Here is a 15,189-nt window from a genome sequence, read left to right on the forward strand (position 1 = left end):
AACAGCTTAAAAGAATAAAAAAATCAGCTAAATTTTGATTGGGTTTTGTGCTGTGTCTTAATATTACGAATTGTGCCCGTACATGAACGCATCACAATAGTTTCTGTCTGAATATAATTGCGTGTAAACTTAACACCAGAAAGCATATTACCATCAGTCACACCCGTTGCAGCAAACAAGACATCACCCTTTGCCATTTCCTCCATTGTATAAGCTTTATTTGGATCACTAATTCCCATTTTGGCAGCACGTGCAATCTTTTCTTCTGTATCAAGTTTTAAACGCCCTTGCATTTGCCCACCAATACAACGCAAAGCCGCTGCAGCTAACACCCCTTCTGGTGCTCCACCAATACCCATGTAAATATCAATACCCGTTTCATCTGGATCAGTTGTATGAATAACACCAGCAACATCACCATCACCAATCAAACGGATCGACGCACCAGTTGCACGTACTTTACTAATCAGTTCTGTGTGGCGAGGCCGATCCATAATGCAGACAGTAATTTGATCAACAGCCACTCCCTTAGCCTTTGCAAGAGCATAAATATTATCTGCAGGTTCAGCATCTATATCCACCAAACCCTTCGGATAGCCAGGACCAATAGCAATTTTTTGCATATAAACATCCGGAGCATAAAGCAAATTACCTTTTTCAGCAATCGCAATTACTGCAAGCGAATTAGCTAAATTTTTAGCGCAAATTGTCGTTCCCTCAAGTGGATCAAGTGCAATATCAACTTCTGGTCCAGTGCGAAGCCCTACCTTTTCTCCAATATAAAGCATAGGAGCTTCATCGCGTTCACCTTCACCAATCACAACCGTACCATCAATAGGTAAACGATTAAGCTCCTGACGCATTGCATCCACAGCAGCTTGATCAGCTGCTTTTTCATCACCACGCCCTCGTAAACGTGCAGCTGCTACAGCAGCACATTCAGTCACACGGACTAATTCAAGCGTTAAAATACGATCAAGTCCATTTAAAATATTCTGAGTTACTTTGGGCATATAAAAATCCTACCAGATTGGTATTAGCTAATAACATTAGCATTCACTATCAAATGTTAACAATAAAACTTTTTCGTAAAAATGAAAGCCTTCTACAAAAAAATAATCAACTTTCCCCTTTATCATCATAAAATAAATAGGATCATATAAAATAAATCTCCGTAATTTTATGTCATACGTTCGATACGAATGAATTGAGATCTTGCAACAAGGTGACCATCTTCTGCAATCCTTGCAAGCGCTTGTTGTATGTTTGCCTCTGTTGTTTCATGCGTAACTAAAATAATTGTTTTTGTCCCCCCAATTTGACCTTCTACAAAAGATCTCTGAACAATAGACTCCAATGAAATGTCATGATCAGCCATATGCTGTGCAACCGTCGCAAAAACACCAGCGCGATCATGAACACTCAAACGAATAAAGTAACCACCTGCGTGGGTAGCAATGCATGCTTTTTTATAAGGAGTAAGCGTTAATGCTGGCCGTCCCAAAACAGATCCACACTGAAAACCAGGATGTGCTTTTGCTATGTCAGCTAAATCCCCAATAACTGCTGAAGCTGTTGCTGCCCCTCCAGCACCAGGACCAGAAAATAGTAACTCACCCAATAAATCACTTTGAATGGCAAGTGCATTAGTGACACCATAAATTTGTGCAATTACCGATGATGTGGGTACCATTGCCGGATGAACACGTTGTTCAATTCCCGTATCAGTTTTTAACGCAACCCCTAAAAGTTTAATACGGTAACCCAATTCATCAGCTGCGCGGATATCAACTTGCGAGATATTGCTAATCCCTTCAACATAAACATCATCCAATGAAATGACAGTTCCAAACGCCAAACTTGTTAATAAAGCTAATTTATGAGCGGTATCGTGACCTTCAATATCAAAAATCGGATCAGCCTCAGCATACCCAAGTTTTTGCGCATCTGCCAAACAATCTTTAAATGAGAGACCTTCAGTAAACATGCGCGTTAATATATAGTTACACGTCCCATTAAGAATCCCATAAATTCGTGACACATAATTACTGGAAAGAGATTCTCTCATCACTTTGATAACAGGAATTCCACCCGCGACAGCAGCTTCAAAATTAAGAAAAACGCCTTTTTCTTCTGCATGAGTAGCAAGTGCTACTCCATGTCGGGCTAACAGCGCTTTATTGGCAGTAACAACATGATGTCCTGCCTTAAGAGCCGCCTCAACCGAAGCATGCGCAACATCTAATTCACCACCAATCAATTCAACGAAAACATCAATTTCATTAGAAGAAGCCATTTGCACAGGTGAATCGAACCATTTAACATGACTCAAATCAATTCCACGGTCACGGTTCTTATCACGCGCACTAACAGCAACAACTTCTATGGGATATCCGCAATGACAAGCTAAAGTATTTGCTTTTTCGCGTAAAATTCGAACAACTGAAGCACCAACCGTTCCAAGGCCTCCAATTCCAACCCTCAAAGCTTTCGCCATTATTTAAACTGCCTGCTAATTTCTTATCTTTATTGAAAAATATTTGAAATAACACTTGCTTTTGATGCAAATCGTGCTCATTCACAACAAATACACTACGTACTTATTACACTCCCACTTTTAAAATGACAACAATATCGTGCTTATTTAGTCAAACATTCAAAAACTATGAGGAATATAAAATTCGCATTTTTAAAGAATAAACTTAAAAACTATAACTTGCATGGGTATATAAATGCTGCAGAATTTAAGTAAGGTCACACATATTAAAGCAGTTGTTATTTTCTATATCCAACAGTGTACCCTCCTCACCTATTCGTTCTAATACTGCAAAGACTTTAGAGCTTGATACAAATTCAACGTTTATATATTGCGTTTAAATATCTGAAATTTTGAAATTGATAAATAAATTATCTTTAAAATAAAGCGCTATTTTAAATGATTGCTGATTTCAACTTCATGCAGTCTGATACAATGTTTTTTCAATTTCACAACGCAATATTTTCTTATTTTTCAATTAAATTCAATGAATTTGCGATTTATGTCTTAAAAAACAGCTTTTTATGATATGCATCATTTCTTAGTTAATTAATAAGAAGCCGTTATTATGTTTGTCAAATTGCTTCTTAACTACCAAACGCTACCGATTTTCATCATTCCTCATTTATTTACCGAAAGTGGAAATAATAATTATTATCGTTACTAGCGTTAAGATTTTTCACCAACTTTTATAATTATTTTGTAGATTTTCTCTTTTAATGTTGTGTGGAATAATGTGAATTGCATCAACATATATATTTAAACTAATCCAATAAAATGCGTTTTTTGTAAAAAAATCACTCATAGGGGTTGCGAAGTAAAAAGATCCTCTCTATAAGCCTCATCACTGGTTTGCGCCCATCGTCTAGCGGTTAGGACATCGCCCTTTCACGGCGGAAACAGGGGTTCGATTCCCCTTGGGCGTACCAGTTACTTTTTTATCTCTATATCTATTTGATTTTATTATCCTTTTTAAAACTCAAAAATAAAGTAGTAAGGTTAGAGAATAAAATTTTCTAACTTGCCCTCTAACAATTCCCTTGAACTCTTTGTGAATTGGTTTTCTAACAACCTATACAAATGTTTCCCACACTCACTACTCTTTAAAATATCTCTTGCTAAACTTGAACTGATCACATTGTAATCTTTTTGATCCAAATGCACTGGCAACCACCCAATACAAGCAGCATCTTCATTTGTTACTACACACCCAGTCAGAAAGACCAGAATGCATACCAGCATCACTTTTCTTGCTAATCTCGCCTTTTATTTCCAGTCACGTGTTACTGTCTTTAAAGATTCCTCTATTTGTTTGCGTTTGTTCAACTTTCTTTCTCTAATCTGACAAACATCCATTACAATCTCTAAAAGAACAGCGGATGCATCAAGTATAATCGCAAGATATTTTTTCACTCCTTGCTCTCCTCTGCCCTTTAAAAGATATCTCTTCTAGAGCGCTCTGTCCTTCTTGTAAGCTTTCAGACAAACTCTTTTACCGATTTGACATGAATATAAATAATCAAGTCCACAAAAATAGTATCAATCCACTAATGATCCGAAATTGCTTTACTAATATGAGTAAATGATTCTACAAGGGCACTCATTTTTCCTATCAAAATTTGAAATTATCGAACGCCCCCATTTGTTCTGCTTCCATAAGAGCTGAACTAGCAATAATAGCCCCGCAAACTATTTGGTTTTATTCTTATCTTCATAATAATGTTTGTACTATTCCTTCTCAAATCCTCCCATACTTACAGGAATGGCGGGAGCTAATCATTGGAGTAGCATATCTAATGCTACTTGAGTTTTTGCACCAACAACACCATCAATTTCTAAATTATAATCAGCTTGAAAGGAAAAGATCACTCTATTTTTCTTTCATGTATAGATCACAGGCTACCCAAAAATGTTTTCATCTATCTTCAAACATTTAACTAAGCAGCCCGTGTGCTAGCATATTTTATTTTGCTCTCACTACTGCTTTAAAGAGCATTTCAGGACGCGCGCAGACAAAGAGTGGGTAACTGCATACTTCAAGCTTGGCCCATGTTGCAGATTCACGATCTACAATAAGTCTCGTATAAAGAGGCTTTCCAACTGTATTGACAAACTCCATGCCTTTATCAGGAGAAAAGGTTTTTTGGAATGCACCAGGTACATTAACAGGAACGAATTGACATTGATCAGGTTTGATTCCTATGCTTCGTTTTGAACTATTAGTGTTCATATTATAATCATGAATGTTGCAGTAATTAATAAACGTCGCACCTGCAAAATCAAAACTCTTAAAACTTCCTGATTCAATAGTACCAGGCATTGTAATACCTGCTGTGTTCTTTAATATTCGTGCTGAAGGTGTATTTAAATAGGTGTCACGAATTGCTTTATGATTTTTTAACTTGAAAAAGAATTCATCTCCACAAAACCCAATAATTCGTGAATAAATAGAAAATGTATTGCCTGAAGCTTGCGCCATATTTGTAACGACTTGATTAACCATATAAGCAACATCTGTTGTGTCCTCATCTAGTTTAAAATCAATAGCCTTTTGTGGCGTGATTCCCCATTCTTCATAGCAATCATAGATCACTGATCCATCTGCATCAAGGACAACACCTTGAATAGCTCCAAGTTGCATATTTTCCCATATCAGTTCAATTTCTGAAATCAACTTCTTTTGTTTTTTAGCGATAAATTTCATTACTGTTTCAAACTGATCTTCTATGCCAAATTCTCGCCAGTCTTTAATTTCTTCTGCTTTTATAATATACTCTTTAATAATAGGTGTTGTTTTAAAACACCGACGATCATACTCATCTTTTTCTGTTTCTGTTGGAGGTGTACCACGTTCACTTACTGGAATGAGCGATAATTTACGTTTTTCAATACTAACCGTTGTTTTGTTTGTCGCAACCTCCTTAAAAAGGTTAAGTGAACCAATCAGGTTAGGTTTAAATTCATAGTTTTCGATCGCTTTCGTCATTACTTCTGATGAAAAAGCGTTGTGATTAAAAAAATTTATATCCATATTCGTATATTCCTATTGCAATATAATTTTGTTTTTGTCTTCTAAGGTTTGAATGGCTGTTGTCTTTTTCCTTTTTTCAATCTTATCAAACCATATCAATTTAGATGCTTTTACCGTGCAATAAATGTTAACAGTGGCTCTGTTGTCGCCAAAAACACACACAGGCCTTGTAATAACTACTGGTATTTCTTCCATAAGTTATTTTCCTTTCGAGTAGTTGAGACAATAAAAAAACCTCACTCTCAAGAACAAAGAGGAGGTCAATAAATCGTCAATAAATAAAAACGAATAAACTTGATTACTTTAATAAAAAACCTGCATTCGCAGGGCCTTCAACAACAAAACTAATTACATTAATTTGTAATTTTGGGCACAAAAATACTCATACCACCTTATTAGTTAATACTATTTTTATCCCCCTGTCAACTAAAAATTACGATCTGGTATATTTTTATCTCATTCAATCTAAATATGGTGTTTGTAAAGGTACACATGTTCGTAGAAGAAAATAAGAAGAAAAACTGTAAGCTTTCTTTTCACATCTAATTGCTTATCATAACGTGCTGATGTTGCTAAAAGAGCAGACCGTGTTACGCCTCTTTCTTATGCACAATCATCAATCGCATTGCAGAAGCCTAGTTCAATTGATATTTTGTACGCATCACTTCAGAATCATTTCCAATAAATTGGAACTGTGTTAAAAAGGTTCTTTCCAATAAAACTATTCTGACGACTTCCTTTTGTATCACTTCTTCAAATTTTAAAGGAGCTGGCAACTTATTCACTTCTTCACAATATAGTTGAAGGGCATCTGTTGCATTAGAAATGAGATTTTCTTCCTGATCTGCAACAGAAAATAATCCTTCAAAAGCAGAATTTTTATCTTTGTGAACAAGAAAAAAGCCTTTTCATTCTTCTTTTCTTTTTTACCAACTCGCTTGTTGTGCAATAATGGAACGCCCTGTACCAATTGGAAAACCATCTTTAGAATGGGGAACAATAATTACTTGACTATTTTTAAACTTATAATGAAAACCTTTTATTTTAACAGAGCTCAAAGCCATCACGCTTCAATTTTGCAATAATTTTTCGGCTATTTTGTTCCATTTATGCACTCATAATGTGTAAATATATACACATTTTATTGACTTTGAATTTACTGTCCGATCCTTTCTCCCAGATAAAAATATTTATGAAGAGCATTCAAAGCAATGCGTAAAGAACTAACAAGATATGGCAATTGTCGATCTTCAATAACGATATACTGTAACGCAGCATAAAGGTTATATTGACGATATAAACCTTGTGCTTTTCTGATAACGTCTTGCATAGCTTCATAGCGATCAGTTGCCATCTCAACCCACTTTTCAAGACTGTCTTGATCGTGATTAGTAGCGACTGCATCATAAATCGCCCCTGGCAATCCTTTCGCACACAGGTAATTGTTTCGTACTCGACTATATTGCTGTGACGCATCATACTGATCTTTATTAATTCCTTTCTCTTTCCCCAATAAATATAATCGCCCTACATAAGTACCAGAAAGCGGGTTCTTCGCATCTTGAATACTCACCCCATTATGCTTGGCACGCATTTCAAGAGCCAATTTGTTAATAAGCTCACGAGGCTTTTTTACGCGTGAGATGCGCCCATTAGGCTCTCTTATTTGATCAGCTATTTAGGTCTTCCTCGTTTTTTACATCTTTTCATAAGTAAGTCTTCTGATTGCAATAAGACATCATCATTAAAAGTCGCATTCAAAGACTCTCGACCAACACTCTCCAATGTTATCGCTTGCTCTTGAGTGTCCACGTCAATATCATCTTTTTGAATACTATTAAGGATCTTCAATTCACCCTTATATTGCGACAAGACAATTTCTGTTGTGTAGCGTTCTTGCCCACTTTCATCTTGCCATTTACAGGTTTGTAATTGACCTTCAATATAAACCGCAGAACCTTTACTGAGATGTTGAAGAGCAACCTTTGCAAGTTGCGGATTAAAAATCACGACAGAATGCCATTCTGTTTTCTCTACTTTTTGAGGGGTTATTTTATCTGTACAACTTTGAGAAGTGCTCATACGAAAGTTCACCACCTCTGTACCAGATGCCATTGTTCTGCTTTCGGGATCGGCACCCAGATTGCCTACTAAAATCACTTTATTGATCATATTTTTATAACCTTTTCTAAGGAAAATAATTGAAACAAAATACGGATATGAAAAGCTATTTTTACTATAGCATAACATAGTGCATTTTTCCAAATAAAAAACAGCATAAATAACTGAAAATAAACAGTTTATTGGTGATTTTATCAGTGCATAAATGCTTTTTTGTACTATAATTTTATTGACTTTATACCAAGCAAATCATAAACCAGCGCGACTTGTTGAAATTTGAGTGGTTTTTCAAATTCATCTACCGGTTTGTGCCACAAATACCGTTCAATCAGACACCCGAGATAACACTATGAAAACAAAAAAAGGCAAGACTCTATTCAAACAGCAAAAACTATTGTTAGTCTTGCTTCAAGAATTTGGAGAACGTCTTTCAATACAGATTTTCAAAAATATTTATTTTATTTACAAATGGGAAGAAAAACAAAGTTATGAATTTGTACCTTACAAATATGGATGTTTTTCTTTTTAGTCTTATGCTGACAAATGCAAGCTTATAGAATTTAAGCATGCTTGGAACAAAAATGATTGACAGTTTACATCAATGAAGAGTAATTATAGTTCTGATATTGAATTTGCTACACAAAAAAAATTCTTCATTTGTTGAAAAATTAGCAAACTCAAAGGTGATGAACTTATTCAGTATATCTAAAAACCATCCATATTTTGCTATCAATAGCTGTTAGCAAATAATATGATGTATTAAACAGTATTTAATACACAATAGAAAAATGTATAGATCCTATAGCTCCAGTAAATATCTGTTTACCTTCTTGTTCAAATTGTTGAATTAATTTTTCATCAATCACGCGGCGATCCCACATTGTGCCAAACATATAGCCTTTCTTCCAATCAACAGGTCTTCCAGTAAAATTTTCCATAGCTGATTAATTGTATATTCTGGCAGTATCATGATCTAAAGCTTCAAATAAAGCTTGTGATCCTCCACGCAATTTATCTTCTTTTGCTAAGGAATGTGCAAGATCCTCAATTGATTATCACTCACTGTCAAAGGAGCATAAATTTGAAAGTGACCACTTAGAACATCATCATAACCCTGAAATTGCGAAAAATCAGCGTCAATTAAATCCCCCCCAAAGCAACAGAATGAGTAGACTCCATTACAGGAGATAAAATTTTGGTAGCTTAAACTCTATTATCAGATACCTCTTTAATACACGATAATGCATCATAAAATTTTAAAGGAAAAATATCTTTAGTATCAATAGATACAGATGGTGCCTGAATAGTGTCGGGAAGCGTTTTGCCAAAATGCTGCTCTATAGGTAAACTGTGCTTTTGATATTCATCAATTTTTATGTTTAACTGAGATGAATTAATAAAACCCATTCTTTTCCCCTCCCCATCTGAGCTGATATATTTCAATAACACTTTTATATAACATAAATAAAATTAAAATAAATACAGAAAAAACAAAGGTTATTTCATAAAGTTTATTTTTATCCATTATAATTTTATTTTTAAAAATAAAAATCACAAAACAGCTTATTGATATATTCAATAACTCTTTGCTTATGAAATTTAATACTCTTCCATTATCACTTATTTTTACTTTTCATCATAGACTTGAAAGTGCTATAGAAGATAATATTACTTAAATGAAAAAGGACTTCTAATGGAAAAGATCAAAGTAGAAAATCCCGTCGTTGAAATCGACGGTGATGAAATGACCCGTATTATTTGGAAGCATATAAAAGACAAATTGATCCACCCTTATCTCGATATTAATCTTAAATATTATGATCTTTCCATCAAAAACCGAGATGAAACCAATGATCAAGTTACTATTGATTCTGCCAATGCTATTAAACAATATGGGGTTGGTGTAAAATGTGCAACTATTACTCCTGATGAATCACGTGTTAAAGAATTTAACTTAAAAAAAATGTGGAAGTCGCCAAATGGCACAATCCGTAACATTTTAGGAGGGGTCATTTTTCGTGAGCCCATTATCTGTAAAAATGTCCCACGCCTCGTTCCTAGCTGGACAAAACCTATTATTATTGGGCGCCATGCTTTTGGTGATCAATATAAAGCAACTGATTTTAAATTCCCTGGTAAAGGGAAGCTAAGTATCAAATTTGTTGGTGATGATGGTCAGATTATAGAACACGATGTTTTTGATGCCCCAAGCGCAGGGGTTGCTATGGCCATGTACAATATTGATGAATCAATCCGCGACTTTGCACGCGCATCTTTCAATTACGGCCTACAACGAAATGTTCCAGTTTATCTTTCGACAAAAAATACTATTTTAAAAGCCTATGATGGTCGTTTCAAAGATATCTTTCAAGAAATATTCGATACAGAATTTAAAACTGAATTTGAAAGCCGCAAATTACATTATGAGCATCGCTTAATTGATGATATGGTTGCTTCAGCACTCAAATGGTCAGGTGGATATGTTTGGGCATGTAAAAACTATGATGGTGACGTTCAATCAGACATCGTTGCTCAAGGTTTTGGTTCCCTTGGTCTTATGACTTCCGTTCTTATGACACCAGACGGTAAAATTGTTGAAGCAGAAGCTGCGCATGGTACAGTAACACGTCATTACCGTCAGCATCAGAAAGGTGAAGAAACATCAACAAATTCTATCGCCTCTATTTTTGCATGGACACGTGGTCTGATTCATCGTGCAAAACTTGACAACAATGAGAAGTTGAAAAACTTTGCCGTTACATTAGAAAAAGTTTGTGTCCACACTGTTGAAGAAGGTTTTATGACAAAAGATCTTGCACTTTTGATCGGACCAGAACAAAAATGGCTTTCTACAACAGGATTTCTCGATAAAATTGATGCAAATCTAAAAAAAGAAATGGCTAATTAATATAATTAAAATCCTCAAGCTCTGCGAAAGGAGAGCTTGGGGTTTTTGCAAAATTAAAGAACTGTATTCTAAGTGAAACAAGCAATTTCTTTCTCGATGCAAAAAATAATGAAACATACTGTTTCATAAGAATAAATATTGATACTGTTAATATTAATATATGCACATTTTCTAATGTGAATATTGCAAAAAAGAGATACTTTGAAGTATTTATCAAATCTATTTATTCAATAGCTTTTATTATCAAACCCATAAAACAACAACAGTCACAAAAATAAAGTAGCTTACCTTCCCCCTCGCAAGCTCATCCAATCTAAGTTGTATTAGCTTGAATAATAATCGTAATCGTCAAAACAAGTGTAATACTATTAACAAGCTTTCAGATGCTATTTTTCAGCATTTAAATCAACCATAGTCATAATTTTAAAATAAATGTTACACAAGCAACTGCTTACAAACTGTAACACCAAATTAAGTAAAACAAAAAACGAGTGTTCATAATATTGGTTGGAACATAATAAACAGCACCATGCTAATAATAATATGGCTGAGAATTTAAAAATCTTGTATAAAAAATGCAATTTTCATACTTCTTTAAGAAATCACTAACCTGTAATTAACATTGTTAATCTAAAAAGTTATCCAGAAACAGAAAATAAACTGTTTTTCTCCGGATCAGGTAATGCGTATCGGAGCAATAATCTCTGTTAAATTGACACTACAGAGAAAATGTTTCAATAAAACTGCGCAATTCATTTTTTATGATAGCGCAGTTTTATATTTTTCAAAAAAGTTACTCTCGTCAATCAAAACTGTTAAGAAAAACTCTCTTCATGAGAAGATAAACTTAACACAATGAAAAACAACTCAAATACCGTCAAAAATAGACACATACTTAATGTGCTAATGCCTTTTGCTTTGCTCCCATAAGGCACTTGTTTCTGCACAAAAATCAGCATAACATCCTGCTTTAATGGAAGTACGAATACCTTGCATAAGCTGTTGATAATAAGAAAGATTATTCCAAGTTAACAACATGCCACCAAGAGCTTCATTAGATTTGACTAAATGGTGCAAATAAGCACGACTATAATCACGTGCAGCAGGGCAAGGCGATTGTGGATCAAGAGGGCGAGAATCTTCTGCATAACGTGCATTGCGCAAATTTATTCTACCAAAGCGGGTAAAAGCTAAACCATGACGCCCAGCACGCGTTGGTAAAACACAATCAAACATATCAATACCTCGAGCGACACTTTTTAAAATATCATCTGGAGTGCCCACTCCCATGAGATAGCGTGGTTTATTTTCTGGCAAAAGAGAACAAGTAGCATCCAATACCGCCATCATAATATCTTGAGTTTCACCAACTGCAAGTCCTCCAATAGCGTAGCCCTTCAAATCCATCTCTTTCAATGCTCGAACAGAACGTTCACGCAACTTCATATTATCACCGCCTTGAATAATACCAAACATCGCTTTATCTGGTTGGTTACCAAAAGCTGTCTTACAACGCTGTGCCCAACGCAATGAAAGCTCCATAGCAGCTTCTATTTCTTTCTCACTTGCAGGTAATGCAATACATTGATCAAGCTGCATTTGAATGTCAGAATCAAGCAGTCCTTGGATTTCAATAGAACGTTCTGGACTCATTTCATAATACGCTCCATTAATATGAGAGCGAAAAATCACACATTTCTCTGTAATTTTACAAATCCCTGAAAGGGACATAACTTGAAAACCACCAGAATCCGTTAAAATAGGTTCAGGCCAACGTGCAAATTCATGTAAGCCTCCTAAACGTGCAACCCTCTCAGCCCCAGGCCGCAACATTAAATGATAAGTATTACCCAAAATAACATCTGCCCCAAGATCACGTAGCTGATCCATATACATAGCCTTAACGGTTCCTACCGTTCCAACGGGCATGAATGCGGGTGTGCGAATATGTCCACGTCTTGTTATAATTTCACCCAAACGGGCCTGTCCATCTTGAGCGATTTTGTTATAGTGAAACGTCTTAATCATCATTTTCGTCTTTTTGATTAAACAAATTCATATCGCCTAGCAACCAAACATAATTCCTTTTTTGATCGCATTATTATAAGCGCTATAAATGATTTGACTCTACTAAACACTGAAATCAGCCTTAAGAGAGTTTAACAAAATAAATGAGAATTTATTATCAAACAATCAACATACTAAAAACAGCCAGACGAATAAAAATATCTGCAGTGTCTGGATTATATACCTTAAAACACTAACAGTTATCCACTACAGTCTTAAATAACCTTAAGTATTGTATTTTGATAACAAATGACTTTATTTTTATGTGTTTAGTGCCATAAATGCTTGAACAATTTTAGTATGAATATAATCAATTTGTCTCAATCCATTTTATGATCACGTATACTTGTTACGTTCAAAGTAAAAATTACACAGCTTCTACATTATGAAACAAAATAGTGCTCTATTTTATAACTTTAAAGCCTACCGTGAAATTTCTTGCTAAAATATAAACTGATAATCTGGGTTGCTACTTTATTTTACAAATAAAAATAGTTTTAGCATCTCTTCCTTTTTCAACATTTAAAACACAACAAATTAAGACAGAAATAATATTTTACTCGAATAAATTGGAGTAACAGAACCAAAACAAAAATAAATACTTTGCAGTTATACCGGAATAATATTTTACTTCATGAAAACTGGTGCATTTTTTTCACTAAAAAACTTAGAAAAATATAAACATAAAAATATTGTAATATTTGTTTTGAAAAACATAATATAAAGCAACCGTGTATTCTGATGTAAAAAAGCCAATTTCAATAAGGCTTGTTATTTCGAAACTTCAAAATTGAAAAATTCTATTTACACCAAAATACACAGTTCACACCAACTTCAACAAAATTCCAAATTAAACTGTAAACAGAAATTATCTGCACAATATTCTAATACTACTTTGTATCTGCAGCAATTCTGGCTTTGATAATCGCATCAGGCTCTACAACAGGCTCACCACGCTTGATCTTATCAACATTTTCCATACCTTCCATAACCTGCCCCCATATAGAATATTGACGATCAAGCCAAGGAGCATCTTCAAAGCAAATAAAAAACTGCGAATTAGCAGAATTTGGATTCTGGCTGCGTGCCATAGAAACTGTACCACGTTTATGAGAAATATTTGAAAACTCTGCCTTCAAATCAGGCTTATCTGACCCCCCCATACCCACACGTGATGAATCGAATTTCTCACTATCTTTTTTTCCAAACTTCACATCACCAGTTTGAGCCATAAAGCCATCAATAACACGATGAAAAACAACATTATCATAAGCACCTTCACGCACTAACTCTTTAATACGTACCACATGACCAGGAGCTAAATCAGCAAACAACTCAATCACTACATTGCCTTTTGTTGTTTCAAGAATTAATGTATTTTCTGGGTCTTTTATCTCAGCCATATAATTATTCCTTTGATTTATTGATTACGTTGCAAATGAGCAGTATCAATAACATCAGGATTTGTTACAGATCCATTGTTACTTACAGTGCCCTTTTTAATTTTATCGACAACATCCATTCCTTTTACAACTTCCCCAACAACAGTATACTGTTCATTTAAAAAAGTAGCATCATCAAAACAGATGAAAAATTGAGAATTTGCTGAATGAGGATCTTGTGAACGTGCCATACCAACAGTACCACGCTTGAATGGCTGTTTTGAAAACTCTGCCACTAAATTAGGATAATCTGAACCACCCATACCAACACGCTTAAGGTCAAAATCAGTACTATCTTTTTTTCCAAATTTTACATCGCCTGTCTGTGCCATAAAACCAGGGATCACACGATGAAATACGACATTATTATAAGCACCCTCTTGTGTTAATTGCTTGATTCTAGCAACATGTTTTGGTGCAAGATCAGGACGCAACCGAATAACAATATCACCATTTTTAAGAGATAAAACAAGGGTATTATGCTCATTTGCTAAAGCATTAAATGAAAAAAGATGAACAATACATGTTAAAATGGCAAAAATTCTAATATACACAATCATTTTTCCTTCAAGGATTTAAATTTTAAACATAAAGCTTGTGCAACATTTTGAGGAACAAAAGGCATAACATCCCCCCCCATAGCAGCAATCTGGCGCACTAATGTAGAAGTTATTGGGCGACTAGAAACGCTTGCCGGTAAAAAAACAGTTTGTAATTCAGGAGCCATAATCTTATTCATCCCTGCCATTTGCATTTCGTAATCGAGATCAGTACCATCACGCAAACCACGAATAAGAAACGAAGCTTGAATTTCACGCGCCTTATTAATTAAAAGATTATCAAACGCAATAACTCGCAGTCGATCAGGACCTATATTTAATAAGTCTTTCCCGACTTGTGTAATTAAATCAACACGCTCTTCAAAACTAAAAAGTGATTGTTTTCCACTTTGTATACCAATAGCCACCACCACTTCATCAGCCAATAATAAACTGCCTTGCAAAACATCAAGGTGACCATTTGTAATAGGATCAAAAGAACCTGCATAAAGAGCAATGGTCATCATTTACTCCAATGTTTTCAC

The 15,189-nt window shown here is 34.8% G+C and carries 15 protein-coding genes and 1 tRNA gene; 2 read left to right on the plus strand and 14 right to left on the minus strand.

Translation table 11 applies throughout. The features are described 5' to 3' along the window. Positions 1-23: 23 nt before the first annotated feature. On the minus strand, positions 24-1,013 hold the full coding sequence (gene glpX / locus J7R05_RS03660; RefSeq protein WP_208541247.1) for a class II fructose-bisphosphatase: 990 nt from the start codon (positions 1,011-1,013) through the stop codon (positions 24-26). 167 nt (positions 1,014-1,180) lie between these two features. Beyond that, positions 1,181-2,497, minus strand: a complete 1,317-nt coding sequence (locus J7R05_RS03665) for a homoserine dehydrogenase (protein ID WP_208541248.1) — start codon at positions 2,495-2,497, stop codon at positions 1,181-1,183. Positions 2,498-3,390: 893 nt separating this feature from the next. Here J7R05_RS03665 and J7R05_RS03670 point away from each other — a divergent pair. After that, a tRNA-Glu gene (locus J7R05_RS03670) sits at positions 3,391-3,465 on the plus strand. An 847-nt stretch (positions 3,466-4,312) separates the two neighbouring features. On the opposite strand, the gene J7R05_RS09620 is transcribed toward J7R05_RS03670, so the two are convergent. The 8 genes from J7R05_RS09620 to J7R05_RS09215 all read right to left on the minus strand — a co-directional run bounded on the left by J7R05_RS09620 (position 4,313) and on the right by J7R05_RS09215 (position 9,095). Further along, a complete protein-coding gene (locus J7R05_RS09620) occupies positions 4,313-4,405 on the minus strand; it encodes a peptidoglycan-binding domain-containing protein (protein ID WP_418214925.1) in 93 nt (30 codons plus the stop codon). 94 nt (positions 4,406-4,499) lie between these two features. Beyond that, positions 4,500-5,567, minus strand: a complete 1,068-nt coding sequence (locus tag J7R05_RS03675) for a major capsid protein (protein WP_208541249.1) — start codon at positions 5,565-5,567, stop codon at positions 4,500-4,502. A 12-nt stretch (positions 5,568-5,579) separates the two neighbouring features. Continuing rightward, positions 5,580-5,762, minus strand: coding sequence for a hypothetical protein (locus J7R05_RS03680; protein ID WP_208541250.1), 183 nt, complete (start codon positions 5,760-5,762; stop codon positions 5,580-5,582). A 731-nt stretch (positions 5,763-6,493) separates the two neighbouring features. Beyond that, on the minus strand, positions 6,494-6,631 hold the full coding sequence (locus tag J7R05_RS03685) for a hypothetical protein (RefSeq protein WP_425490152.1): 138 nt from the start codon (positions 6,629-6,631) through the stop codon (positions 6,494-6,496). Positions 6,632-6,723: 92 nt separating this feature from the next. Beyond that, positions 6,724-7,161, minus strand: coding sequence for a hypothetical protein (locus J7R05_RS03690; RefSeq protein WP_246468211.1), 438 nt, complete (start codon positions 7,159-7,161; stop codon positions 6,724-6,726). Between the two features lie 80 nt (positions 7,162-7,241). Next, the gene (ssb, locus tag J7R05_RS03695; protein WP_208541251.1) at positions 7,242-7,739 is read right to left on the minus strand and encodes a single-stranded DNA-binding protein; all 498 of its coding nucleotides are present in this window, start codon (positions 7,737-7,739) and stop codon (positions 7,242-7,244) included. Between the two features lie 719 nt (positions 7,740-8,458). Further along, a complete protein-coding gene (locus J7R05_RS09530) occupies positions 8,459-8,581 on the minus strand; it encodes a hypothetical protein (protein WP_281388200.1) in 123 nt (40 codons plus the stop codon). Between the two features lie 310 nt (positions 8,582-8,891). Further along, positions 8,892-9,095, minus strand: a complete 204-nt coding sequence (locus tag J7R05_RS09215) for a hypothetical protein (RefSeq protein ID WP_246468212.1) — start codon at positions 9,093-9,095, stop codon at positions 8,892-8,894. A gap of 286 nt (positions 9,096-9,381) precedes the next feature. Between J7R05_RS09215 and J7R05_RS03705 the strand changes: the two genes are divergently transcribed. Continuing rightward, the gene (locus J7R05_RS03705; protein ID WP_007477129.1) at positions 9,382-10,596 is read left to right on the plus strand and encodes an NADP-dependent isocitrate dehydrogenase; all 1,215 of its coding nucleotides are present in this window, start codon (positions 9,382-9,384) and stop codon (positions 10,594-10,596) included. A 903-nt stretch (positions 10,597-11,499) separates the two neighbouring features. Here the strand turns inward: J7R05_RS03705 and tgt are convergent. The 4 genes from tgt to coaD all read right to left on the minus strand — a co-directional run bounded on the left by tgt (position 11,500) and on the right by coaD (position 15,168). Next, the gene (tgt, locus tag J7R05_RS03710) at positions 11,500-12,624 is read right to left on the minus strand and encodes a tRNA guanosine(34) transglycosylase Tgt (protein ID WP_208541337.1); all 1,125 of its coding nucleotides are present in this window, start codon (positions 12,622-12,624) and stop codon (positions 11,500-11,502) included. 929 nt (positions 12,625-13,553) lie between these two features. Next, the gene (locus J7R05_RS03715; protein WP_208541252.1) at positions 13,554-14,066 is read right to left on the minus strand and encodes a peptidylprolyl isomerase; all 513 of its coding nucleotides are present in this window, start codon (positions 14,064-14,066) and stop codon (positions 13,554-13,556) included. A gap of 17 nt (positions 14,067-14,083) precedes the next feature. Continuing rightward, entirely contained in the window at positions 14,084-14,659 is a 576-nt protein-coding gene (locus tag J7R05_RS03720; protein ID WP_078690320.1) for a peptidylprolyl isomerase, read from the minus strand. 2 nt (positions 14,660-14,661) lie between these two features. Further along, positions 14,662-15,168, minus strand: coding sequence for a pantetheine-phosphate adenylyltransferase (coaD, locus tag J7R05_RS03725; protein ID WP_007477123.1), 507 nt, complete (start codon positions 15,166-15,168; stop codon positions 14,662-14,664). Positions 15,169-15,189 lie beyond the last annotated feature (21 nt).

Source organism: Bartonella capreoli (genome assembly GCF_902813205.1).
GTDB lineage: Bacteria > Pseudomonadota > Alphaproteobacteria > Rhizobiales > Rhizobiaceae > Bartonella > Bartonella schoenbuchensis.

Excerpts from the sequence above, each read along its gene's own strand:
- glpX (WP_208541247.1), bottom strand. The coding sequence starts at position 1,013 with ATGCCCAAAGTAACTCAGAATATTTTAAATGGACTTGATCGTATTTTA.
- J7R05_RS03665 (WP_208541248.1), bottom strand. The coding sequence starts at position 2,497 with ATGGCGAAAGCTTTGAGGGTTGGAATTGGAGGCCTTGGAACGGTTGGT.
- J7R05_RS03675 (WP_208541249.1), bottom strand. The coding sequence starts at position 5,567 with ATGGATATAAATTTTTTTAATCACAACGCTTTTTCATCAGAAGTAATG.
- J7R05_RS03680 (WP_208541250.1), bottom strand. The coding sequence starts at position 5,762 with ATGGAAGAAATACCAGTAGTTATTACAAGGCCTGTGTGTGTTTTTGGC.
- J7R05_RS03685 (WP_425490152.1), bottom strand. The coding sequence starts at position 6,631 with ATGGCTTTGAGCTCTGTTAAAATAAAAGGTTTTCATTATAAGTTTAAA.
- J7R05_RS03690 (WP_246468211.1), bottom strand. The coding sequence starts at position 7,161 with ATGCGTGCCAAGCATAATGGGGTGAGTATTCAAGATGCGAAGAACCCG.
- ssb (WP_208541251.1), bottom strand. The coding sequence starts at position 7,739 with ATGATCAATAAAGTGATTTTAGTAGGCAATCTGGGTGCCGATCCCGAA.
- J7R05_RS09530 (WP_281388200.1), bottom strand. The coding sequence starts at position 8,581 with ATGTTTGGCACAATGTGGGATCGCCGCGTGATTGATGAAAAATTAATT.
- J7R05_RS09215 (WP_246468212.1), bottom strand. The coding sequence starts at position 9,095 with ATGGGTTTTATTAATTCATCTCAGTTAAACATAAAAATTGATGAATAT.
- J7R05_RS03705 (WP_007477129.1), top strand. The coding sequence starts at position 9,382 with ATGGAAAAGATCAAAGTAGAAAATCCCGTCGTTGAAATCGACGGTGAT.
- tgt (WP_208541337.1), bottom strand. The coding sequence starts at position 12,624 with ATGATTAAGACGTTTCACTATAACAAAATCGCTCAAGATGGACAGGCC.
- J7R05_RS03715 (WP_208541252.1), bottom strand. The coding sequence starts at position 14,066 with ATGGCTGAGATAAAAGACCCAGAAAATACATTAATTCTTGAAACAACA.
- coaD (WP_007477123.1), bottom strand. The coding sequence starts at position 15,168 with ATGACCATTGCTCTTTATGCAGGTTCTTTTGATCCTATTACAAATGGT.